This is a genomic window from Chryseobacterium gambrini (genome assembly GCF_027920505.1).
Lineage (GTDB): Bacteria > Bacteroidota > Bacteroidia > Flavobacteriales > Weeksellaceae > Chryseobacterium > Chryseobacterium gambrini.
Genome location: NZ_CP115857.1, coordinates 4363880 through 4386884, shown reverse-complemented (window position 1 = coordinate 4386884; position 23005 = coordinate 4363880). Strand labels below are relative to the sequence as shown.

Here is a 23005-nt window from a genome sequence, read left to right as displayed (position 1 = left end):
TTCTGAAAATTTTAAAGATGATTTAACTTATTAAGAAACAAAACATCTAATTTTGCAAAAAATAAACGATGAGAAAAATATTTCTATTGATTGGCGGACTTCTATTTTCAGTTTCTGCAGAGGCACAAATTTTAGATATCATAAAATCATCCGTAAAAGATCAGACAGGAATTGATCTTAACAATCCTAAAGTTCCGGCTCAAACCAACGGAACGGCAACCACGCCAAAAACAACCACGACCACATCTCCAATCAATCTCGGAAGTCTTACATCAACCCAGATTTCTTCTGGACTAAAGGAAGCTCTGAGTCTCGGTGTAAATGAAGGCGTAAAAAAACTGGGCGTTACAGACGGTTTCCTGAAAAATGAAGCCGTAAAAATCTTAATGCCCGAAAAACTGAGAAAAATCGACGCAACTTTACGCTCCTTAGGAATGGGAAGTCTTGCAGATCAGGGTGTAAAATTATTGAACAGAGCTGCAGAAGATGCCGTAGTGGAAGCCGCTCCTATCTTTACGAAAGCCATAACTTCAATGACCATTACGGATGCTAAAAATATTTTACTTGGAAGCAATAACGCAGCGACCAATTATCTGCAGAGCAAAACGCAGTCTCAGCTTTTCACCGCTTTTCAACCCAAAGTAAAAGCCTCTTTGGGAAAAGTGGGAGCCGATAAAGTCTGGAGCAATCTGATTTCCAAATACAATACCTTTACCGGACAGTCTATAACCACAGATCTCAATGAATACGTAACGACCGAAACCATTAACGGAGTTTTTAAAATGGTGGCAGATAAAGAAAGCGGAATCCGAAATACACCTGCCATGAGAACAACAAGCATTTTGCAGAAAGTTTTTGGGGCGCAGGACGGTAAATAAATTTAATTAATTTCTTTTGTCGTGAAACAAAAGAAACAAAAATTCAAGACTTGGAACCCTTCGCTAAAAATTAATCCTAAAATTCCCAAAACTTGCGATAATCTAAATTTGTTCTTCGGCTCAATATTATCTCGCGCTTCGAACAGTGGGAATTTTTTAACGGATTAATTTTTAATTTTCTTAACGCTACGATTTCCGATATCGATTCTTTTACTACTAAACGTAAATATTTTTCAATAAAAAACCTTGTCGCTGACAAGGTTTTCATTTTATTTAAAACTGCATTTCAGGAATTTCTCCTTCGATGATCAGATCGGCTTCTGTTGACTGAATGATGTGTTCTACGGAAACTCCCGGAGCTCTTTCAACAAGCTTGAAACCATCCGGAGTAACGTCTAACACTGCTAATTCGGTAACGACTCTTTTTACACAGTTTACTCCTGTTAAAGGAAGTGTACATTTTTTCAGGATTTTACTTTCTCCTGCTTTATTCACGTGCATCATGGCTACGATAATGTTTTCCGCAGAAGCTACCAGATCCATTGCGCCTCCCATTCCTTTCACCATTTTCCCCGGAATTTTCCAGTTGGCGATATCTCCGTTTTCTGAAACTTCCATTGCTCCAAGAATCGTAAGATCTACTTTCTGCGCCCGGATCATCCCGAAACTGAAAGCTGAATCGAAGAATGAACCTCCATCCAAGATGGTGATCGTCTGTTTGCCGGCATTGATAATATCTGCATCTTCTTCTCCTTCGAAAGGAAACGGTCCCATTCCCAATACTCCGTTTTCACTCTGAAATTCTACAGACAGATTATCCGGAACGTAGTTGGCAACCAGTGTAGGAATTCCGATTCCTAAATTTACATAATACCCGTCTTTTACTTCTCTGGAAATTCTTTGTGCAATTTGTTCTTTCGTTAGCATAGCATAATCTTATCCTGCCAAATTAGCCATTTTTTCAGAATTACGAAATAATTTTCTTTCTTATCCCATGATAAATTTTGAATCTTAATTTGTTGTAAATTTGTACGCTTTAATTTAAACGATGAAAATTTTATTACATTACCTTAAACCCTATAAGTGGCTGATTATTATTTCGCTTTTTTTAGCTGCTGTAAATCAGGTTTTTTCACTTTTTGCACCTGCCATTACAGGAAATATATTAGACAAACTTGTTACCCACCCCAATTTTTTCGATAAAGAGAAAACTCTTCCCAGAAATATGGCTGAATATCTCTACGGAACTGATATCTATCATGGCGTTTTCTATTTTTTAGGACTGTTAATCGGTACTGCCATGATCAGCCGAATCGCGAAAGCATTTCAGGATTATGTTGTCAACGTGATTATTCAGAAATTTGGTGCTAAAATCTTTACGGACGGTCTGAAACATTCGATGAGGCTTCCTTTTCAGGAATTTGAAGACCAGAGAAGCGGTGAAACGCTTTCCATTTTAACGAAAGTACGTGAAGATTCTGTAAAGTTTATCAATAATTTTATCAATGTATTTTTCGGAATTCTGGTGAGTATTATTTTCGTTTCTGTGTATGCGATCCGTCTTCACTGGTCTATTATGCCGGTTTATGTAGTGGGAATAGTTTTTATTGCGGTGGTAACGAATTTATTAAGCAAGAGAATAAAAACCATTCAGAAAAATATTGTTACCGAAACAACCAATCTTGCCGGAAGTACTACAGAAAGTCTCCGAAATATTGAGATTGTAAAAAGTCTGGGACTGACCAATCAGGAAGTGGAACGTCTGAACAACAATACCTATAAAATTCTGAATCTGGAACTGAGAAAAGTTAAAAGTATCCGTTCTCTGAGTTTTGTACAGGGAACTCTGGTTAATTTTTTACAACAGACGATTACATTCACGTTATTGTTATTGATTTTTAAAAATGTTGTTACTCCGGGACAGTATTTATCGCTCATGTTTTATGGATTTTTCATTTTCGGTCCGATGCAGGAAATCGGAAATATCATCATTTCTTACCGTGAAGCACAGGCTTCGCTGAATAATTTCGACCGGGTAATGAAGAAAGATGTTGAACCCAAACCTTTAACACCCAAAAAGATAGGAGCCATCGAAGAACTTGAATTTGAAAAAGTATCTTTTCAGCATCAAACCGCTCATTATAAAGCTTTAAATTCTATTTCATTTAATGTAAAAAACGGAGAGACCATTGCTTTTGTAGGACCAAGCGGTTCGGGGAAAAGTACTTTGGTAAAGCTATTGGTGGGATTATACAGACCACAGGAAGGTTCTATATTATATAACAATATTGACGGGAAAGAATTTGATTTTGATGAATTGAGAAATCAGATCGGGTTTGTAACGCAGGATACTCAGCTTTTTGCGGGAACCATTAAAGAAAATCTGCTGTTTGTAAACCCATCTGCAACGGAAGAAGACCTTCAACTGGCTTTGAAGAAAGCAAGCTGTACCGCTCTTTTGGAGCGCGCTGAAAACGGAATCGAAACGGTGATCGGAGAAGGCGGATTAAAATTAAGCGGCGGTGAAAAGCAGAGAATTGCCATTGCAAGAGCATTATTGAGAAAACCGCATTTGCTGATCTTTGATGAAGCTACTTCTGCACTGGACAGCATTACCGAAGAAGAAATTACCACAACCATAAAAGAAATTTCTAAGGAGAAAGAACAGATTACCGTACTTATTGCGCATCGTTTAAGTACGATTATGCATGCAGACAGAATTTATGTTTTAGAACGCGGACAAATTGTAGAAACCGGCTCTCATCTTAATCTTATTGAAGAAAAAGGACTGTATTATGCCATGTGGAGACAACAGATCGGGGAGAGAAAAACTTTGGTGTAGATGAGATGGAAGTTGATATGATTGTGAGATTCTTCACTTTGTTCAGAATGACAATTAGGCTTTTATAACTAAAATAAATTACCCCGAATGTTGATTTCGGGGTATTATTTTGTAATCCAGAGTATTACTTCAGCTCGTCCTTTATGAAAATTGAACGAAGTCTTTACTGATATTTTAAAATTTGTAGATCAAAATTATCTCCGTTTACTACATATCCTACTTTTACTATCAGAATTTCTTTTAAATTATCTCCATCAATATCTTTTAAAATGACTCCAATAAGATAGCTTACTGATAACTCAATTGTTTTATAAATCTTTTTTGCATGATCTTTTACTACAATTTTTATTTCAGAATTATGATCCGGATAATAGTCAAAATTTATTTCTAATTTGTTTTCTTTATCTAAAAATGATTTCTTTACTTTTTTATTCTCAAATTTTGAAATAACTAAATCCTGTTTATCCATTAATCCGGCTCGATTTAAATTGCTTACCATTTCTGTAGTACTTTCAATCAGCAAAGTTGGATTTGAATTGTATAATTCTTTAAGCTGTCTCTCGGATAAATTTTCGTGCCCAACGTATGATCTCCGAAATTCTAAAGTTGCAAATTCTTTGATTTGATGTTGAGATTCCTTTTTTATGCCGTTTAATGAAGTTTCCACTTTCTTATCTTTTACCATCTTGTTTTCTTTACAGGAAAACATGAACAGAAAAATAATGATTGAAATAAGCCGTATCATTATTGAGCAATATGCATGAACAAATTATAAACGTTTATAATTTTCTTATAATTAATCTCTTTTTCTAACGGTTCTCTGCTCGATTCTTTTTTCGAATTTCTCACCCTGAAAAATTCTCTGAATCATGATTCCCGGAATATGAATCTGGTTGGGATCCAATTCTCCCGGCTCTACCAATTCCTCTACTTCTGCAATCGTAATTTTTCCTGCTCCCGCCATCGGATGATTGAAGTTTCTTGCCGATCCTTTGAAGATAAGGTTTCCGGCGTGATCTCCTTTCCATGCTTTTACAATTGAGAAGTCTGCTTCATAAGCATATTCCAGAATGTGGGGTTTCCCTTTGAAATCTTTTACTTCTTTTCCTTCCGCTACTTCCGTTCCGAAACCAGCTTATGTGTAGAAAGCGGGAATTCCAGCCTGTGCCGCTCTGCATTTTTCTGCCAAAGTTCCCTGTGGAGTAAGTTCCACTTCCAGTTCTCCTGAAAGCATCTGTCTTTCGAATTCTGCATTTTCTCCCACATAAGAGGAAATCATTTTTTTGATCTGTCTTTTGTGAAGCAGCAATCCCAAACCGAAATCGTCTACTCCGGCGTTGTTTGAAATACAGGTTAAGTCTTTTACATCACTCTCTACCAAGGCATTAATTGAGTTTTCAGGAATTCCGCAAAGTCCGAATCCTCCTAACATTAATGTCATTCCGTCTTTAATGCCTTCGATGGCTTCCTTTGCATTTTTTACTCTTTTATCTATCATGAAATATTAGATTTTTCTGTTGGCTAAATTTAATAATTTTTCTCATATATCCGGTGTTCAGGATTTTTTGATTTTTTCATGGTCTGAAATTTGGATAGTCTACATCATCACCCCACAAATATCTATATTATGGAAGCAAAAAATATTTCAAGAATTGCACTCGGTGCATTTTTAATTACCGCAGGAATAGGACATCTTACTTTCGCAAGGAAAGAGTTTCAGGCACAGGTTCCGGAATGGGTTCCTCTGGATAAAGATGATACTGTTGTTTATTCGGGAGTTGCCGAAATCGCTTTAGGAACGGCAATGATCGCAACACCTAAAAAATACAGAAAAAATATGGGAAGAATTGTTGCTGGATTTTTCGCGGCTGTTTTTCCCGGGAATATTGCCCAATACAAGAACAGAAGGGATTCTTTTGGACTGAACACGGATAATCAGAGATTGGGAAGACTTTTTATGCAGGCTCCGCTGATTGCATGGGCACTGAAATCTACTGATGATTGATTTTTGAATGTCAAATATTGAGCCACGGAGAATATTTTAGCCCAGATTGAGCGGCATGTCTGAGCTCTTTTCTTAGTTTCGGCGGCTGCTTCGCAGCCGCCGAAACTAAGAAAAAGCGAGTAGCGAAAGCTGGAAACAGCTCCAATTTGAATGATTGATAATTGATGATTGATAATTGATGAGCAATGGGTCAATATATCATTGATGTGAAAATTACCAAAATAACAAAAACGGACTTTTCTAAGCCCGTTTTGTTGTTTTATATGAAAAATGAAGTGTTTTACTGAATGACTAATTTTAAGGTAAATAATTTTCTTGTGTATACTTTTACAAAATACACTCCTTTCGGAAGATTTTCGTTGACCAGAGAAAAACGCTGGTTATTAACATTTCTCGACTGATATAAAAGGTCTCCGTTGGCAGAAAGAAGTTCTATTTTTTCGATCGGATAATCACTTTTAATGAAAGTCGGTTCACCCGGTTTTGTAGGATTCGGATAAAGCACCACATTTTTTTCTGTACTTTTTGTTTCTTCTGTTCCTAAAGTTGTTCCGGTTACCTGAAACTGAACTCTGTTTGAAACTTCCGTGTAAGAATCGTTGGTAAACATCACCATATAATAATTTCCCGGCGTTGCAGGAACTGCTGTTCCGGTGATTGTTTTGGTTCCCTGTGTAATTCCGTCAAAATAGGTATACGAAACAAACTGATCATCGGGAACCGAAATATTCTGAGGATAAATTCCGAGCCAGTCTTTGATGATTCCCGGAGAATCCGTCCATGAAGCGGTGATATTTTCTCCTAAACTGTAAACCGGCTTGTTGATCCAAAGTTCGGTTACCACATCCCCTACTTTAAAGAAAACTTTCTCACCAACCGTTGTATAACCGTCTTCCAAAAAGTACTGTGCATAATAATATCCTTTGGCAAGTCCTGTAAAATTAAGCGTTCCCGAAGCGGTTGTTACATAACTCCACTGTGTAGAATTTATGGTTCCGGGCGTGTGTCCCATTTTATAAATTCCGATCCAGTCTTTGTTTAGATTCGGTCCGTTGGAGAAATTTACGGTTACAGTTCCTCCTACAGGATAAACATCTGAAGTTGTGCTTAAATTAACTTTCGGACCCACGTAGAAATTTTTTCTCGGCGTAATTTCCGTGTAACCATTATTGGCAAAAAATCCTGCGAAATACTGACCTTTGACAGCAATTCCGTTCGGGAAAGTGGCTGTTCCTGCGGTTTGTCCGTTAGTGTACATAAAAGCCTGAGAAGTGACGGCAGAAGGATTCTGTTCTTTTTTATAAATTCCTACCCAGTCCTGATTATTTCCGGGACCGTCTGTAAAATTGGCAATAATGGGCTCGTTTTGAAGATATTCTGTTTTGTTCAAAGTAAATGTAGGGTTGGAAACCACACTTCCGGTTACTGTAAACTGTTTTACATCGCTCCATTCGCTCCATTCCATATTTCTGTCTCTGTAACGCACTTTTACATAATAGTTTCCGTTGGTTATTGAGTTGGCAGCAATGGTCGCTTTGGTAATGTCTACTCCTGCATTCAGGTTTTTCGTGATATCGGGAGTTCCGTTTCCGTCTTTTCCGAACCAGTTTTCGTAATCTCTGTAAAATTCTTTTTCGATGATGGAAAAATCGGCAGCTTTACTAATTAAGAACTGAGTGGTGTTCAGTAATTCTCCGTTTGAGCTTGAAAATGTACTTCCGTTTAAAGTTAACGGTAAAGTAACTGGCGCCGTAAATGTATTGGAAATAGACGGTTTTGCAGGTTTTGGCTGGTTTTTATAGCGGTGGAATGTATCAATAAGTTCATTAGATTTTTTATGATAAACCCCTCCGATGGAATAAGATTCCACATCTACTTTTCCTGTGTTTACATCTACTTCCACGATTTGATACGTCCAGTCTGTTAATGTTTTCTGAACATCATCAAAATCCTGTTCGGTCGACATTCCCCAGTACTGATCCCATGCAACTCCACCGGAAATAATCTGGTAATTGGGTGTATTTTTCAACTGACCTCTGTGGTATAAATGGTGATGCGCTCCGACGTGCATTAAATACTTTGAAGAAGAGGTTAAAAGCGGAACGGCACTGTTTCTTACCCACGTAGAAATATCTCCTACATATTGTTCCGCCTGATACGGTCTGTGGCTAAGAGAAATGATCCAGTCGACCGTAGAATCGCCGTTTGCAGCATTTAATACCTGTTGCAGCCAAGTCATTTGCGCAGAACCGGTATGTTCGGAACTCAAACTTATAAACAAAACATTTCCAGCCTGTTGCGCATAGTAATTTTCGTTTCCTGAGCTAATGTTTTTATACTGAATTTCATCGATGTAAAAATGTGCATAATAGGAATTCATTCCCAGACTTCCGTACGTTTCATGGTTTCCCACCGTGGTCTGAATCGGAAGATAAGGCGATAAATTAATATTTTTCTTGAAATGAACATTTTCGTAATGATCCAGAGTTCCCACATCTACCTGATCTCCAACCATGAAGGTTAAAGCAATATTATCTGAAGGATCTGAAGCTGCGCCGAATTTTTCCTTTAATTTTTTATACGCATTTAAAGTTAAGGTATCGTATCTTGGTTCTGCTTTAATCTGGTTGTCTCCCATGATGAGAAAACGGATTTTTCCGTTGGCTGTTGCCGCCTGTCCCGGTAAAGGAAGTGTTCGGAAATTATAAACCGCAGATTCGCTGGTTCCTGTTTTAATTTTATAATAATATTTTGTGTTGGGCTGAAGATTGGCAATTTTTGCGGTGTGATAAAAATAATTGTTGTTATACCCTGTATCTGAAAAAATGTTTGTCGTTCCTGTGAAAGTAACATTCAGATTATTGGGGCTGGTTCCGTAAAAAACGGTGGTTTCATTATTGGAAGAGGTTTTCCAGTTGATGATCATGGAAGTTGGTGTAGGATTTTGCAAGTAAGGATACAAAGCCTGCCCAAAAGCCATCTGGACGACGAAAAGGAAAAAGAAAAAATAATGTTTCATTTTTAGTTTACTTTTTATTAGATTTATTGAGATTAAAAATTGTATATCAATGAATTATCGAAATTTTTATTGTCTGATTTTATATTCGTGCAAAAGTAGAATTCACATGTAAACTGTGTCTGATGGGAAGTTGAAGGAAATATTAAATCTGAGCCGAAAAACGGGTAGAAAATTTCATCATATTTAATATAAAATTGTTTGGAAAATTTCAAAAATGTTTTGTACATTTGCAACCTGTTATTCAACCTCTGACGAAGTCCGTGTAAGTTGCTTAGCTTTAACATTTTATTTATTAATAATGGATTTATTAAAGTACGTACAAGACAAGTACATTACAAAAAAAGAATTCCCTGAATTCAAAGCTGGTGATACGATCACTGTTTACTACGAAATTAAAGAAGGACAAAAAACAAGAACTCAGTTCTTCAAAGGAACAGTTATCCAATTGAGAGGTACTGGTTCTACAAAAACTTTCACGATCAGAAAAATGTCTGGTGATGTAGGTGTAGAAAGAGTATTCCCAATCAACATGCCGGCTCTTCAAAAAATCGAAGTTGACAGAAGAGGTAAAGTTAGAAGATCTAGAATCTACTACTTCAGAGACCTTAGAGGTAAAAAAGCGAGAATTAAAGACGCTGCTTACAAGAAGAAATAATTCAGACAACAATACATACGAAAAGAGACTGCTAATTTTTAGCGGTCTCTTTTTATTTGAAGTACATATTTATTTGGAGCTTTTTCCCGCTTTCCGCTGCAATCTTTTTTTTTCAAAAAAGGATTTTTACTACAATCGGGGCTAAGAAAAGGATGCATTTTAAAACCACCCCGTCAAAAATTTCAGGAAATTTTTGCCACCCCTCCAGAGGAGGGGAATTCATTCATTAAAAATAAATTTATATATTCTCTCAATCATTTAAATTTTCAATCATCAAACCTTTTGCTTTTCTACTTAATAAATTCATACAGCGCATTCCAGAATTTATCATAGACTTCGATATGCGGAAGGTGTCCTACGTTTTCGATTTCCACGAGTTTAGAACCAACAATCTGTTGTTGTGTTTTCTTTCCTAATTCCTGATATTGCCCCATTTTGGGCTGCAGTTCTTTTGGAGCGCGGTCTTTCCCGATTGCGGTTCTGTCTCTTGTACCGATAATGAGTAAAGTGGGAACTTTTATGTTTTTAAATTCATAGCAAACCGGCTGATTGTAAATCATATCCGAAGTTAAGGCTGCATTCCATGCAACTTTCGGGTAATCAGGATGCAAAGTCCATCCTGCAATTAAGTCTAACCAGGGTTGATATTCTGCTTTCCATTTATTATCGTAATAAAATTTCAGCTGATAATTTTTATAAGTTTCTGCGGTATTTTTTAATTCTGACTGATATGCCTGATCAATGCTTTGATAAGCAGCAAATGTTTTATAATCTTCCAATCCGATTGGATTTTCCAAGATTAATTTTTCAACTTTTTCGGGGTATTGTAAAGTAAATCTTGTCGCAATCATCCCTCCCATCGAATGTCCTAAAACAATAATTTTATCGATTTTTAATTTGGCCAAAATGGCTTTTGTATTTTCTGCCAGCTGCGAAAATGAAAACTGATAACTTTGAGGTTTTGAAGATTTTCCAAATCCTATCTGATCCGGAATTATTACTCTGAACCCTTTATCTGAAAGATCTTTTGCAGTTCTTTCCCAATAAGCTCCGTTAAAATTCTTACCATGAAGAAGCATTATAACTTTTCCGTTTGACTTTGTTGGCTGAACATCCATGTAAGCCATTCTCAAATCGTTTTTCTGAGATGTAAAATTTAAAAACTGAACTTCGAAAGGATATTGATAATTCGTTAATTCAGCATCCAATGGTTTCACCTGAGAAAATAGAAGACTTGTGCTTATGATAAGAATTAACGCTATAAATATGTTTTTGCAGTATTTCATAAGATATTTTATTTACTGAAATTAAAAAACCGTTCCAAAAGAAACGGTTTTCAAGTATTAATGATGATTTATTTAAGATATTTCGGCTAGTTGTTTGTCTTTTTTGGGAAGATTCATTAAAACAATGGCAAAAAGAATCAATATAATTCCCACCCACTGAATAAAAATAACTTTTTCTCCCAATAAAACAAATGCCATTGTTACGGAAACCGGCAGTTCCAAAGAAGAAACGATACTTCCCAATCCGAGTCCTGCATTCGGAAATCCGACATTAAATAAAATCGGTGGAATTATGGTTCCGAAAAGTGATAAAATTAAACCATATTTCCATAAAATTGAATAATTAAAGGAATGGATATGTTCTGTATTGTCTGTAAAAGTAAGGTAAAAAGATTTTAATCCTTCGAAATGCAACGGCCCGATCTGTGCAAAAAACAAGAATGCAAAAACAACAACTGAACCACCCAAAAGCATTATAATACTTTTTCTGAAAACAGGCAAATGTGTCGCTAATGTATTGGAAGTAAACATAGTAAGTGTATAGGAAGCTGCTGCCAATAATCCCCAGAAAATGCCTTTCCAATCCAAATCCAAGCTTTCGTTGATTAAATTGGTTGCTAAAATAGTTCCCACCAAAACAATAATTACAGAAACGATTTTTCTTGCATTGGGTATTTTTTTTGTCAGAAAACTTTCCACCACTACACTGAACCAGACAGACTGCATCAGCAAAACAATCGCAATGGAAACATTAATGTACTGTACGGCAATGTAATAAAACAAGCTGGTGCAGCCTAATGAAGTTCCAGCCAACATTAAGTTTCTTACTTCTTTTGATGTTGGTGACGGTAATGCTTTTTTAGAGGTGATTGTCTGAATAAAATTTAAGACTAAAAGACCAACGATTCCCAATAAAAACTGTGATGTTGTAACTTCTGAAGTGGTGTACCCATCCTGATAAGCGAGTTTAACAAACGTTGCCAACATTCCGTATATACTGGCTCCAATCCCTACAAATAAAACTCCCTTTAATATATTTCTCTTCTGCATAATTCATTTTTTACAGCCTGCAAAGGTACGGATATATTATTAAATTAATGAGATAGGATTGATGTAAAAAAGTTACGGCGCGAGCTTCGCTCGCGCCGTAACTAAAATTTATAAATGTTCAGATTATTTTTTAACAATAACTTTTGATGCCGCATCAATACCGATGCCTTTTACTTTCACCATATACGTTCCGTTAATCAACTTGTCTGTCGAAATTGATTTCTTAGCATCCGGAGAAATTTTATCCTCAGAAGAAACTAATTTCCCTGACATATCATAAATTTCGACACTTACTTTACCTAATGTATTGCTTGGGAAATTGATGAAGAACTCATTCTTCGCAGGATTCGGATAAATTGAAATGTTATTCTTAACAACTTTTACTTCGTCTGTAGCTAACACACAGTCTGCAGGAACACTGAAATCCTGAACCTGATCATTAATATTTGTTAAACTTCCTGCACTAGCATTTACTCCTAGACCTCTTTTTGCAAAAGTTCTCCAGATCATACATCTGTCTGCACCTCCTTTGGCTTGATCCGCTGCTATAATAGCATCTCTACCATTGATAAATGTAGGGTTACAAACCTGAAGCTTCAATGCATCAGTTACTAATTGTAATACTCTTGAACTACCATTTGTCGTGTTTGCCATTACATCAGAAGAATAACCATATTTAGCAACATATTGCCAATGAAGATCCCAAAGCATTGTAGCCCAAACAAATCCTATTGAATGTACGTCAGGTACAATCTGCAAATTAGTATTTGTATACTCCATTCCATTCGTATCGCCGTAAGTATAATCATTAATGGCAAAATCCGGTGAATATTGAGCTGGTCTTATACCGCTTCCAAAAATCCCTTGTCCTGCTGCATATGTTGCCATACCTCTTGGAACAGAGGCGTTATCTCCCGCCTTATTAGTAAGCATTAAAGCAAAGAAATCCGACCATCCTTCACCCATCTGCTCTTTATCTAAAGAAGAATTCAAACATCCAGAACCAGTTCCGGTAAGTCTATTAGAAATTCCGTGACCATATTCATGAACTACTATTCCATTATCAAAACTTCCATCTGGCGTAATACTGCTGGCAGGATCATTTTTTAAAGTTACATTTACAGTTGTATTAGCTGAAAGCTGCCCTTTAATATATTCACCTTCAGTATTTGAAATTAGAACTGATGGGATAGTAATCGTTGCATCAGTTCCAGACATATTTCCGACCGTATCACCATTTGTAGTGTTATTATAAATAATTACTGCTGTAGCTCCTGCGTTTTGTGCATTTTTCACCTTAACTGTAAAATTACAAGTTCCTCTTTCTACTAAACCAATCTTACCCGTTAAAGATCCTGCAGGCATTGCTGTACAGCCATCAAGAACTGAGGATAACTGTACATTTCCTGTAACACCAGTCGCATCTAAAGCATTTCCAAATAAAGCTGTTCCTGCAATGGGTTGACGAGGCACTGCCGAAGTCGGTGCATTATAATAAAATATTCTGTTCACAGCTGACCAAAGATACATCTGCATTCTTGGTTTATTTCCATCACTGGGGCTCGCAAAGTTGGCGTTATTTGTTCCTCCTCCATCTTGAGCTTCAGCCTGCACATAATCATTCCCTGAACCACCTAAACCAAAATTAGTATTCTGAAAGTTTCTTGCGGCTGGCGTAAAACCAAACATATAGAAAATATCATGAATTTTATTATTGATATAAAATAAATTGGTAATTGAAGCATTCTGATTATTAAATGGATCATCATTAATGTTAAAAGGATAATTAAAGTTTCTCGTACTACCTCCATCTGGTGACAATCCAACTGCATTAGTTCCTGCCGTGTCTTCATAAGCATGTACATTATTACCTCTGGTAATTGTATAACGAGTTGTTCCGTCATAATGCCAACCTTCCGGAGAAGCTGTCAAAATCCATGGATTACTTACAATGGATCGGGAGCCAAAAGTAGGAGCCTCTATCGGTAATGCAAAAACATTATAAGAAGCATTATCGGGTGCTAAAAGTGAAAAACTATTTTTACTTTCTTCTTGGTTTAGTGGTCCCACAATAGCCTCATTATGAACATGACTGTAATCATGAGAATAGGCATCATGATGGAAGTTACATGATAAATTCAAGTCAAGTTTGCTGATAATATTTCCTGTGTTTGCATCCACTAAAATATCCCAATAGCTTGGAGAATTGGGTTCCGGAAAAGAAAACTGGTAAGCTAATTTTAAAGCACCATTATCTTGTACATATACCAATCTCTGTTTCGCGGCAGGTCCATTATTTAAATCTGCATCATTATACCCTAAAATAGGATAATTCTGAATTATATCTTTCTGTAAATTTTCAGCTATTTTCTGAAGAGCAGTAGCCTTCGTAATAGAAGCGGTATTTGATACAGAAGAAGTATAATCTTTCAAAAAAGTATCAGAATAATAAATTACCTTACTATCTCTTACCAAAACAGTACCTTCCGCATTGTAAACAGGAAGTCCGTTATAAGTCTGTTGGAATTTAATTACATTTCCATTTAATGACTTTGACTCATCAACATTATCAATCTTAAAATTCGCAAGATCTGATTTTTTATATTCTCTGATCTTATTTTGAGAAATATAATCCTTAATTAACTTCTCATTATCCTGTCCGAAAAGAACAGAAGGAAACATTGCAGAAACTACAAATAAAAGGGGTAAAGCTACTTTTTTCATATACACTAATAAAGCCGCTAATTTACATATAATTAATAATAAAACAATATTATATTTAAAATTATTTAAATAGATATTTAATTTGATAACAGTAAATAAATTCTCTTTATTTTGTGAATAAATCAAATTCAAATTCCCTCATTATAGAGGTAATATTATCTATTGTTTAAAAGCAAAAAAGCCACTCAAACGAGTGGCTTAATATTTAAAATGAATCAGGTATTATTTCCCTTCTTCCATTTTTCTTTTTAATTCTGCTAATGCATCGATGTCTCCAAGAGTAGATCTCTCTTCGTTTGAAGATGATGAAACATTATTAGATCTGTTGTTAGAGTTTTCTCTTACGTTTTTCTTCTCTTCGTCTCTGAAGATTCCTGTGTGAGAAACTACTACTCTCTTGAATTCTTTGTTGAATTCAATTACTTTGAAATCAGCCTCTTCACCTTTCTTGATTTTAGATCCGTCTTCCTTCTCTAATAATCTTGATGGACAGAATGCTTCAACTTCAGCATCTTCGAACTGTACAGAAGCACCTTTATCGTGTACTTCTACCGCTTTACCAGCGTGGATTGTTCCTTCAGCATATTTAGTTTCGAATGCATCCCAAGGGTTTTCAGTTAATTGTTTGTGACCTAGAGATAATCTTCTAGCCTGGATGTCTAGTTCAAGAACTACAACATCTAATTTATCACCAACTGCACAGAATTCAGATGGGTGCTTGATTTTCTTAGTCCAAGAAAGATCAGAAATGTAGATTAAACCGTCGATACCTTCTTCTAACTCTACGAATACACCAAAGTTAGTGAAGTTTCTTACAGTTCCTACGTGCTTAGATCCTACAGGATACTTAGCTTCTATATTTTCCCATGGATCTTTGCTTAATTGCTTGATACCAAGAGAAATTTTTCTGTCTTCTCTGTCTAAAGTAAGTACTTCAGCTTCTACCTCATCACCTACTTTTACGAAGTCTCCTGCAGATCTCAAGTGAGTAGACCAAGACATTTCAGAAACGTGGATTAATCCTTCTACTCCCGGAGCGATTTCTACGAATGCACCATAATCAGCAAGAACTACTACTTTTCCTTTTACTTTATCTCCAACTTTTAAGTCAGCAGAAAGAGCATCCCAAGGATGAGCTTCTAATTGCTTCATACCTAACTGGATTCTTGTTTTCTCATCATCAAAATCAAGGATAACCACTTTTACAGTCTGTCCGTCCTCAAGGATTTCAGATGGGTGGTTCACTCTAGACCAAGAAAGGTCTGTAATGTGGATCAATCCATCTACACCTCCTAAGTCGATGAACACACCGTAAGAAGTAATATTCTTAACAGTACCTTCAAGAACCTGTCCTTTTTCTAACTGAGCGATGATTTCTTTTTTCTGACCTTCGATATCTGCTTCGATCAATGCTTTGTGAGATACTACTACGTTTTTGAACTCAGGGTTGATTTTCACAACTTTGAACTCCATAGTTTTTCCTACGAACTGATCGTAATCTTTAATTGGCTTAACGTCGATCTGAGAACCAGGTAAGAATGCTTCGATTCCGTGTACGTCCACGATCATACCTCCTTTAGTTCTAGACTTAACAAAACCGTTAACGATTTCACCTGTTTCGTGAAGTTCGTTTACTTTATCCCAAGCTTTAAGCGTTCTTGCTTTTCTGTGAGATAACTGTAACTGTCCTGTTTTGTCCTCTCTTCTGTCTACCATTACTTCTACCTCGTCTCCTACTTTAAGACCTTGGTTGTAACGGAATTCGTTAAGAGAAATAACACCTTCAGACTTGAAGTTGATGTCTACGATAGCTTCTTTATCAGTTAATCTTACCACTTTACCAATTAGAACGTCGTTATCGTCTAAGTTGTTTAAAGATCCGTTGTAGATTTCTTCTAAATCGCTTTTCTCTTTTCTAGCATCAGCATCAAGACCAGATTCGAAAGAATCCCAGTCAAATTGTTCAGGTGCTACGTTTTGATTTAATAATAATTCAGCTGAATTTGTCTCTTTTGACATAATTCTAATTAAATTTGTATTCCTTCTCTTTCAACGGTCTGAATAAATGTGAATTGAAAAATACGGAAGTAATTAATTTTTAGTTATTTACTCTTCAAACCTTTTCGCCACAAAAGTGGGTGCAAAGATATGAAATTTATTTGAAACAAACAATAATATTCTGAGCATCAAAATACTGCATATCCTTATCAGACAATGCATACTTTATAAATATACCCGTAGTGCATTTGTGTTATATTGAGTAAAAGTTGTGCAAGCTGCTAAAAAGCAGTAAATTGTAGTTACCACACAAACAATTGAATGCACAACTTTAGAGCAAATTACGAGAAAATTTTAGAAGTATTAAAGAAATTAGAATTAGATAGTGAGAATTTTTTATTTCAGATACGAAAACCCAAGTTAACAGATTTAAGGATAATCGCCATAAATCTGACTTCTGAATATATGAGTATTGATAGTGAGCATCAGCTTTTTAGAATCTTACCTGTTGAAATTAAATCTCTTATCGAACGAAGCGTTTACAATAGAAGAAAAAGGAAACTGTTTAACCATATGGAAAGGATTAAAAAATTATTAGCGGAAAGGTTTAATGGCTCTGAAAAGTATTTTGTAGTAGACAGTATGCCATTAGAAGTTTGCAAATTATCAAGAAGTTCACGCAGTAGAATATGTAAAGAAACGGATTATGCGCTTCCAAACAGAGGGTATTGTGCTTCACAGAAAATGCATTACTATGGTTATAAACTTCATGCGGTTTGCTCAGCAGAAGGGGTATTTCAAAGTCTGGATATTAGTCCTGCTTCAGTGCATGATATTCATTATCTGAAAGATATAAAGCAACAAATTGAAAACTGTACAATCTTGGGTGATAAAGGATATTTGTCTGCAGAGTACCAATTAGACTTGTTTACATCGCATAATATAAAACTGGAAGTTCCAATGAGAAAGAACCAAAAAAATTATAAAATTCAGCCTTACATAATACGGAAGTCCAGAAAGAGGATAGAAACTTTATTCTCTCAACTTTGTGACCAGTTTATGATTAGAAGGAATTACGCCAAAAGTTTTTTAGGTTTTAAAACAAGGATACTTTCAAAAATAGTAACGCTCACTATTATTCAAACAATAAACAGAAATGCAAATAGGAATATCAATAATTTAAAAATCAATATTGCCTAAATGCACTACGAGTTAAATATTCATCCCTGAAATATTGTTTTAATTAAATGAAGCTACCTAAGACGGCTAAATCATCATTCTAATCCAATCATTAATTTAACTCGGATTGCAGCGGCATCCTTTTGGGTTGCGGACGGAGCGAAGCGGAGTCCGTAACCCAAAGATATAGCGGAAAGCCGGAAAAAGCTCCTCATAATTTTTATTGACAGCTTTTAGTCAATACAAATATTAAACTTTGAACTGGAAAAAACAACTACCCAACAACCATAACGAATTCTGTATCTTTGCACCATGGAATTAGAATCTATCTACGAAAAACTGCAGATTCAGGACATGAATCAGATGCAGAAATCTACATACAAAGCGACAGAAAACAATCAGGATGTTGTTCTGCTCTCTCCTACCGGTTCGGGAAAAACACTGGCTTTTTTGTTTCCTGTACTGCGAAATTTAAAGAAAAACAATTCTGGAATTCAGGCTCTTATTCTGGTTCCGGCGCGAGAACTGGCTTTACAGATCGAGCAGGTTTTTAAAGCAATGGGAACCGATTTTAAAGTTTCCGTGTGTTATGGCGGTCACGACAAAAAAATTGAGGTAAACAACCTGATTGAAGCTCCGGCTGTATTAATCGGAACACCGGGAAGAGTGGTTTATCATTTAAGAAATAATAATTTTGATCCGAAAACCATCCAAACGCTGGTTCTGGATGAGTTTGACAAAGCTCTTGAGCTTGGTTTTCATGATGATATGGAATTTATTTCCAATTCATTGAAAGGATTGTCTCAGAGAATTTTAACTTCCGCAACGGCAATGGAGGAAATTCCTGCATTTACCGGATTAAAAGACGAGAAAATCATTAACTTTCTAAAATTAAGCGAAGCAAAACCCGACATTCAGTTTAAAAAGGTAATGACTACACCTGAAGAAAAACTGGACACGTTATTTAATTTAATCTGTAAAATCGGGAACAAAAGAACTTTAATTTTCTGCAATCACAGAGAAGCGGTTGACCGGATTTCCGAGCTTCTCCGCCAGAAAGGAATCGACAGAGAAACCTTCCACGGAGGAATGGAACAGGATGAAAGAGAACGCGCCCTGCTGAAATTCAGAAACGATTCCGCAAGAATTTTAATTACCACTGATCTTGCCGCAAGAGGGTTAGATGTTCCGGAAGTAGAATCGATCGTTCATTATCAGTTACCGCCGAAAGAGGATGCTTTTATCCACAGAAACGGACGTACAGCAAGAATGAACGCGAAAGGTTTTGCGTATCTTATTATGACGGAAGATGAAAATTTCCCTTTCATTAAAAACAATACACCGGAAGACAGCGTTGCGGGATTTACCAAAGTTCCGGAAAAAACGCCTTTCCAGACCGTGTACATCAGCGCCGGAAAAAAAGACAAAGTGAATAAAGTGGACATTGTTGGCTATCTGCTGAAAAAAGGAGAACTCCAGAAAGAAGATGTCGGCTTGATCGAAGTAAAAGACACGACTTCTTATGTTGCCGTATCGAGAAATAAAGTGAATGCACTTCTGAAAAAACTTGCCAATGAAAAACTGAAGGGCAAGAAAGTGAAAATGGAGGTAGCGTATTAAGATTGAGGTTGAGGTTAAGGTTGAGGTTAAGATTTAGATAAGCGTTGTGTTTAATCTCAGCCTTAATCTAAATCTTAACCTCAACCTTAAATTTATCTCACTCCTCTTACCCGTGTCGGTAAAGTATAAACAGATTTTGAAGCGGTGATGAACAGAACTTCGTTATTTTTCCCTCCGAAAGTCACGTTAGAAGTCCAGTCCTCTTCGATGGGAATATGATAAATTTTCTTTCCTTCTCTGTTGAATACATGAACTCCTTTTCCTGTCAAATAAAGATTTCCGTGCTTGTCTAACGTCATTCCGTCGGAACCCATTTCGCAGAAAAGTTTTTTCTCGGATAATTTTCCTTCGCCCAAAATATCATAAACATACGTTTTTCCGGCATCAATATCCGAAACATACAGTTTTCTGAATTTTTCGCTTCCTACCACTCCATTCGGCTGTGTAAAGGTTTCAAGTTTGGAAATCTGTCCGTCTTTATTTCTGTAGTATAAACTTTTATGCGGAGTTTCCTGCTTAAAATTCACCCAGTAATCTCTTACATACAGAGGATCGGTAAAATACATTCCGCCAAACTCGTCATTCCAGACATCATTCGGTCCGTTCAGTCTTTTGCCTTCAAAGCCTTTCAGCAGAACCTGTACTTTTTTATCTTTTGAAATCTTCCAGATTTCGCCCTGATCATCGGAACAGGTGATTAAATTATCGTCTTTGTCGAAATGTGTTCCGTTCGCTCTTCCTGTTTTATTCATGAACTCAATCACTTTATTGGTTTTCCAGTCCCAATAATAAATCTTATCATTTGGCTGATCCGTGAAGTACACATTCCCTTCTTTATCCGAGGAAGGACCTTCGGTAAAACTGAACTGGTCCGAAACTTTCTCGGGCTTTACATCTTCATAAAACATTTTAGTGGTATTTACTGATTGACAGCTGTATACTGCTAAAATCAAACCAAGCGAGCCAGTTTTTAAAATATTTTTCATTCCGCACAATTTAAAGTCAGCAATTTACGATATGCAGAACAAGATTCAAAGTTTATTTTCTCTTTTTGATCAAATAAAAACGAAAACTAAAATGTCCGAATTGTACTATTTCAGAAGCAGATCATATTAGTTCCGGAAACAATTATTGCAGAGCTTTGCATCAGTGAAAAACACTACAGAATTCAAGTAAAAAATATTTGAAATGAGCATTTAACAGGGTTTAAATGTTTCTCACCCGAATTTTCAGATAATACCGAAACGATGAACACACAGAACAGCAATTTTCAGGCTCCGGAACTTTATGAGGAAAGCTTCCGGAATTCCGTAGGAACAATGGACGAAACCGGAAAAAGAAAATGGGTCTATCCCAGAAAACCCAAAGGAAAATTTACCAACTACAGAGATTATGTAACCTATTTGCTTTTGGTGATATTTTTCACTTTACCTTTTGTGAAAATCAATCATAATCCTTTTCTTTTATTTAATGTTATCGACAGGAAATTTTTTATTTTCGGACAACCGTTTTATCTGCAGGATTTTTTCATTTTAGCACTTGGAGCCGTCACTTCCGTTATTTTTGTGATGCTTTTCACCGTTGTTTTCGGAAGGATTTTCTGTGGCTGGCTTTGTCCGCAAACCATTTTTATGGAAGGGGTCTTCCGGAAAATAGAATACTGGATCGAGGGCGACCGTAATAAACAGATGAAGCTCGACCGACAGGAATGGAACAGCGAAAAAATAAGAAAAAGGCTCACCAAATGGTCTGTTTATGCCGTTATTTCTGTGGTGATTACGAATTTCATGTTCATGTATATTGTCGGTTATGAAGAAGTTTTCAGAATCATTACCGAAGGTCCCGCAGAAAATCCTTTGAAGTTTCTTGCGATGATCTGTTTCACTTCTGCTTTCTATTTTGTTTTTTCATGGCTGAGAGAGCAGGTTTGTACTTTGGTTTGTCCGTACGGAAGATTGCAGGGCGTTTTAATCGACAAACAGACCATCAACGTTTATTATGATTTTAAAAGAGGTGAAAACCGCTCCAAATGGAAAAAAGACGAAGACCGAAAAGCCGTCGGAAAAGGAGATTGTATAGACTGTAATCAATGTGTTGTGGTCTGTCCTACAGGAATTGACATCCGAAACGGACAGCAACTGGAATGTGTAAACTGTACCGCCTGTATTGATGCGTGTGACGAAATTATGGTAAAAGTAGGTCTTCCGAAAGGGCTGATCCGTTATGCCACAGAAGCGGAAATTGAAAATCAGGAGAAATTCAAATTTACTGGAAGAATGAAAGCAACAACGGTAATTTTAACTTTACTGATCGGGTTTTTAGGATTTCTGATGTATGACAGAGGTTCCATGGAAGCGAAATTCATAAAACCGGCAGGATCAACATTTTTCATTAAAAACGGAAAAATTACGAATACTTTTATTTATACGCTTTTAAACAAATCCAACGAAAAGAAAACACTCACGATAAAAGTCTTGAATCCTAAGAATGCGGAAATCAATTTCTTCGGCAATGAAAAAATCATATTGAAAGGAGATCAGATTTTAAAAGGAAATATCAACATTTCGTTCCCCGAAAAAGAGATCCGGTTCTCTAAGCAGAATATGACGATCGGCGTGTTTGATGAAAAGGGAAATCTGGTAGATTCTTTCGAAACGGTATTTGAAGGACCTTTTCAATTGGTATTGTAGATATTGAGTTTGAAGAGTTTGGAGTTAAACTTCACACCATCAACTAAAAACAGACAACCATCAACAAAAATTAAGCCTTATATTTTTTAATAAATTGCGTGGGAGTCATGCCGGAAGTTTTACGGAAGACTCTCACAAAATAGGAATATTCTTCGAAACCAAGACGGAACGCAATTTCCGTAAGGCTTTCATCAAGATACATAAGCATTCTTTTGGCTTCCAGAATGATCCTTTCTGTAATAACGTCAGTCGCTGTTTTCTGAACGACAGTTCTGGTAATTCTGTTTAAATGTTTGGATGAAATTTCCAATAAAGAAGCATAGAAGGCAACGGATTTTTCTTTTGCAAAATGCTCTTCAATAAGATTTTCAAACTGCTGATAATGTTTAAAGTAAGAAATGTTAACCTCAGAATTTTCTTTTCCCAGCTCTTTTGAAAAAGCTCTTGTTGCCTGAATGAAAATCTGTGACATCAGTGAAAGAATAAAACCATCTTTCATCACATTCTGAAGCTGATATTCTTTTTTCAGTGCTGCAAAAAGGTGATTATTTTCCCTTAGTTCCGTTGCAGTAAGCTGTAATTTTCTGGGGAAATTAACCGATCCGAAAAACGGGAAACTTCTGAGCTTCTGATTAACGTAATGCATTTCGTAAAAATCCTGTGAGCAGAAAAAAATATATCCGTCGATATCCTCAGAAAGTTCCCAGCTGTGAATCTGTCCCGGAGACATAAAAAATAAGCTTCCCGCCGAAACGTCATATTTCTGAAAATCGATTTCATGTGTTCCGCTTCCTTTTGTAAAGAGAATCGTGGCATAAAAATCATGACGGTGCGGTTTTTCAATATGTCTGTGTCCCAAAACCAGATGCTCTTTCATTCGGTTAAAATAAAAATCTGAGGTATTTTTACCCGGCTGAAAAAGATTGATATGCAGGACAGAGATAGAGTTCAATTTTTTAGAAATTTTTTACCCTTCAAAAATAACAAAAACAATAAAACTTCCTGTACTATAAAAATGACTTTTATCCCCTGATTTACAAAGTAAAAAAAGAACTTTTG

The 23005-nt window shown here is 36.2% G+C and carries 16 protein-coding genes and 1 pseudogene; 7 read left to right on the top strand and 10 right to left on the bottom strand.

The window, feature by feature from the left end; genetic code table 11:
• Nucleotides 1–68: 68 nt before the first annotated feature.
• Complete coding sequence (locus PFY09_RS20210; RefSeq protein ID WP_271160890.1) at nucleotides 69–878, top strand: DUF4197 domain-containing protein; 810 nt, start codon at nucleotides 69–71, stop codon at nucleotides 876–878.
• 273 nt (nucleotides 879–1151) lie between these two features.
• On the opposite strand, the gene PFY09_RS20205 is transcribed toward PFY09_RS20210, so the two are convergent.
• Entirely contained in the window at nucleotides 1152–1805 is a 654-nt protein-coding gene (locus PFY09_RS20205) for a CoA transferase subunit B (protein ID WP_271160889.1), read from the bottom strand.
• Between the two features lie 121 nt (nucleotides 1806–1926).
• Between PFY09_RS20205 and PFY09_RS20200 the strand changes: the two genes are divergently transcribed.
• Nucleotides 1927–3720, top strand: coding sequence for an ABC transporter ATP-binding protein (locus tag PFY09_RS20200; RefSeq protein WP_271160888.1), 1794 nt, complete (start codon nucleotides 1927–1929; stop codon nucleotides 3718–3720).
• 163 nt (nucleotides 3721–3883) lie between these two features.
• Here the strand turns inward: PFY09_RS20200 and PFY09_RS20195 are convergent, their stop codons facing one another.
• Nucleotides 3884–4405: a hypothetical protein gene (locus tag PFY09_RS20195; protein WP_271160887.1), complete on the bottom strand. Its 522-nt coding sequence runs from the start codon at nucleotides 4403–4405 to the stop codon at nucleotides 3884–3886.
• A gap of 111 nt (nucleotides 4406–4516) precedes the next feature.
• A pseudogene (locus PFY09_RS20190) lies at nucleotides 4517–5218 on the bottom strand (CoA transferase subunit A).
• Nucleotides 5219–5347: 129 nt separating this feature from the next.
• On the opposite strand from PFY09_RS20190, the gene PFY09_RS20185 reads away from it, so the two are divergent.
• The gene (locus PFY09_RS20185; protein WP_076393154.1) at nucleotides 5348–5725 is read left to right on the top strand and encodes a DoxX family protein; all 378 of its coding nucleotides are present in this window, start codon (nucleotides 5348–5350) and stop codon (nucleotides 5723–5725) included.
• Between the two features lie 280 nt (nucleotides 5726–6005).
• Here PFY09_RS20185 and PFY09_RS20180 read toward each other — a convergent pair whose 3' ends face one another.
• Nucleotides 6006–8744 (bottom strand): fibronectin type III domain-containing protein, encoded by a 2739-nt coding sequence (locus PFY09_RS20180; RefSeq protein ID WP_271160886.1) that lies wholly within the window; start codon nucleotides 8742–8744, stop codon nucleotides 6006–6008.
• Between the two features lie 298 nt (nucleotides 8745–9042).
• On the opposite strand from PFY09_RS20180, the gene rplS reads away from it, so the two are divergent.
• Nucleotides 9043–9399, top strand: a complete 357-nt coding sequence (gene rplS / locus PFY09_RS20175) for a 50S ribosomal protein L19 (RefSeq protein WP_007846341.1) — start codon at nucleotides 9043–9045, stop codon at nucleotides 9397–9399.
• 290 nt (nucleotides 9400–9689) lie between these two features.
• Here rplS and PFY09_RS20170 read toward each other — a convergent pair whose 3' ends face one another.
• The 4 genes from PFY09_RS20170 to rpsA all read right to left on the bottom strand — a co-directional run bounded on the left by PFY09_RS20170 (nucleotide 9690) and on the right by rpsA (nucleotide 16478).
• Nucleotides 9690–10685, bottom strand: a complete 996-nt coding sequence (locus tag PFY09_RS20170) for an alpha/beta fold hydrolase (protein ID WP_271160885.1) — start codon at nucleotides 10683–10685, stop codon at nucleotides 9690–9692.
• A gap of 72 nt (nucleotides 10686–10757) precedes the next feature.
• Complete coding sequence (locus tag PFY09_RS20165; RefSeq protein WP_108411012.1) at nucleotides 10758–11735, bottom strand: EamA family transporter; 978 nt, start codon at nucleotides 11733–11735, stop codon at nucleotides 10758–10760.
• Nucleotides 11736–11858: 123 nt separating this feature from the next.
• Nucleotides 11859–14459 (bottom strand): T9SS-dependent M36 family metallopeptidase, encoded by a 2601-nt coding sequence (locus PFY09_RS20160; protein ID WP_271160884.1) that lies wholly within the window; start codon nucleotides 14457–14459, stop codon nucleotides 11859–11861.
• Between the two features lie 222 nt (nucleotides 14460–14681).
• Nucleotides 14682–16478 carry a 30S ribosomal protein S1 gene (gene rpsA / locus PFY09_RS20155; protein ID WP_087711103.1) on the bottom strand — a complete coding sequence of 599 codons (1797 nt, stop codon included), beginning with the start codon at nucleotides 16476–16478 and terminating at the stop codon, nucleotides 14682–14684.
• 300 nt (nucleotides 16479–16778) lie between these two features.
• Here rpsA and PFY09_RS20150 point away from each other — a divergent pair, with 300 nt between their 5' ends.
• Together PFY09_RS20150 and PFY09_RS20145 are read left to right on the top strand one after the other, a co-directional pair.
• Nucleotides 16779–17657, top strand: a complete 879-nt coding sequence (locus PFY09_RS20150; RefSeq protein WP_271160883.1) for an IS982 family transposase — start codon at nucleotides 16779–16781, stop codon at nucleotides 17655–17657.
• A 291-nt stretch (nucleotides 17658–17948) separates the two neighbouring features.
• The gene (locus tag PFY09_RS20145) at nucleotides 17949–19256 is read left to right on the top strand and encodes a DEAD/DEAH box helicase (RefSeq protein ID WP_271160882.1); all 1308 of its coding nucleotides are present in this window, start codon (nucleotides 17949–17951) and stop codon (nucleotides 19254–19256) included.
• Between the two features lie 92 nt (nucleotides 19257–19348).
• On the opposite strand, the gene PFY09_RS20140 is transcribed toward PFY09_RS20145, so the two are convergent.
• The gene (locus PFY09_RS20140; RefSeq protein WP_076392558.1) at nucleotides 19349–20242 is read right to left on the bottom strand and encodes an SMP-30/gluconolactonase/LRE family protein; all 894 of its coding nucleotides are present in this window, start codon (nucleotides 20240–20242) and stop codon (nucleotides 19349–19351) included.
• 261 nt (nucleotides 20243–20503) lie between these two features.
• Between PFY09_RS20140 and ccoG the strand changes: the two genes are divergently transcribed.
• Nucleotides 20504–21946 (top strand): cytochrome c oxidase accessory protein CcoG, encoded by a 1443-nt coding sequence (ccoG, locus tag PFY09_RS20135; RefSeq protein WP_271160881.1) that lies wholly within the window; start codon nucleotides 20504–20506, stop codon nucleotides 21944–21946.
• Between the two features lie 70 nt (nucleotides 21947–22016).
• Here the strand turns inward: ccoG and PFY09_RS20130 are convergent, their stop codons facing one another.
• Nucleotides 22017–22898, bottom strand: a complete 882-nt coding sequence (locus tag PFY09_RS20130) for an AraC family transcriptional regulator (protein WP_271160880.1) — start codon at nucleotides 22896–22898, stop codon at nucleotides 22017–22019.
• Nucleotides 22899–23005: the final 107 nt, after the last annotated feature.

Bases quoted from the DNA above. Each gene is read 5' to 3' on its own strand.
- PFY09_RS20210 (WP_271160890.1), top strand. From the start codon at position 69: ATGAGAAAAATATTTCTATTGATTGGCGGACTTCTATTTTCAGTTTCT.
- PFY09_RS20205 (WP_271160889.1), bottom strand. From the start codon at position 1,805: ATGCTAACGAAAGAACAAATTGCACAAAGAATTTCCAGAGAAGTAAAA.
- PFY09_RS20200 (WP_271160888.1), top strand. From the start codon at position 1,927: ATGAAAATTTTATTACATTACCTTAAACCCTATAAGTGGCTGATTATT.
- PFY09_RS20195 (WP_271160887.1), bottom strand. From the start codon at position 4,405: ATGGTAAAAGATAAGAAAGTGGAAACTTCATTAAACGGCATAAAAAAG.
- PFY09_RS20185 (WP_076393154.1), top strand. From the start codon at position 5,348: ATGGAAGCAAAAAATATTTCAAGAATTGCACTCGGTGCATTTTTAATT.
- PFY09_RS20180 (WP_271160886.1), bottom strand. From the start codon at position 8,744: ATGAAACATTATTTTTTCTTTTTCCTTTTCGTCGTCCAGATGGCTTTT.
- rplS (WP_007846341.1), top strand. From the start codon at position 9,043: ATGGATTTATTAAAGTACGTACAAGACAAGTACATTACAAAAAAAGAA.
- PFY09_RS20170 (WP_271160885.1), bottom strand. From the start codon at position 10,685: ATGAAATACTGCAAAAACATATTTATAGCGTTAATTCTTATCATAAGC.
- PFY09_RS20165 (WP_108411012.1), bottom strand. From the start codon at position 11,735: ATGCAGAAGAGAAATATATTAAAGGGAGTTTTATTTGTAGGGATTGGA.
- PFY09_RS20160 (WP_271160884.1), bottom strand. From the start codon at position 14,459: ATGAAAAAAGTAGCTTTACCCCTTTTATTTGTAGTTTCTGCAATGTTT.
- rpsA (WP_087711103.1), bottom strand. From the start codon at position 16,478: ATGTCAAAAGAGACAAATTCAGCTGAATTATTATTAAATCAAAACGTA.
- PFY09_RS20150 (WP_271160883.1), top strand. From the start codon at position 16,779: ATGCACAACTTTAGAGCAAATTACGAGAAAATTTTAGAAGTATTAAAG.
- PFY09_RS20145 (WP_271160882.1), top strand. From the start codon at position 17,949: ATGGAATTAGAATCTATCTACGAAAAACTGCAGATTCAGGACATGAAT.
- PFY09_RS20140 (WP_076392558.1), bottom strand. From the start codon at position 20,242: ATGAAAAATATTTTAAAAACTGGCTCGCTTGGTTTGATTTTAGCAGTA.
- ccoG (WP_271160881.1), top strand. From the start codon at position 20,504: ATGAACACACAGAACAGCAATTTTCAGGCTCCGGAACTTTATGAGGAA.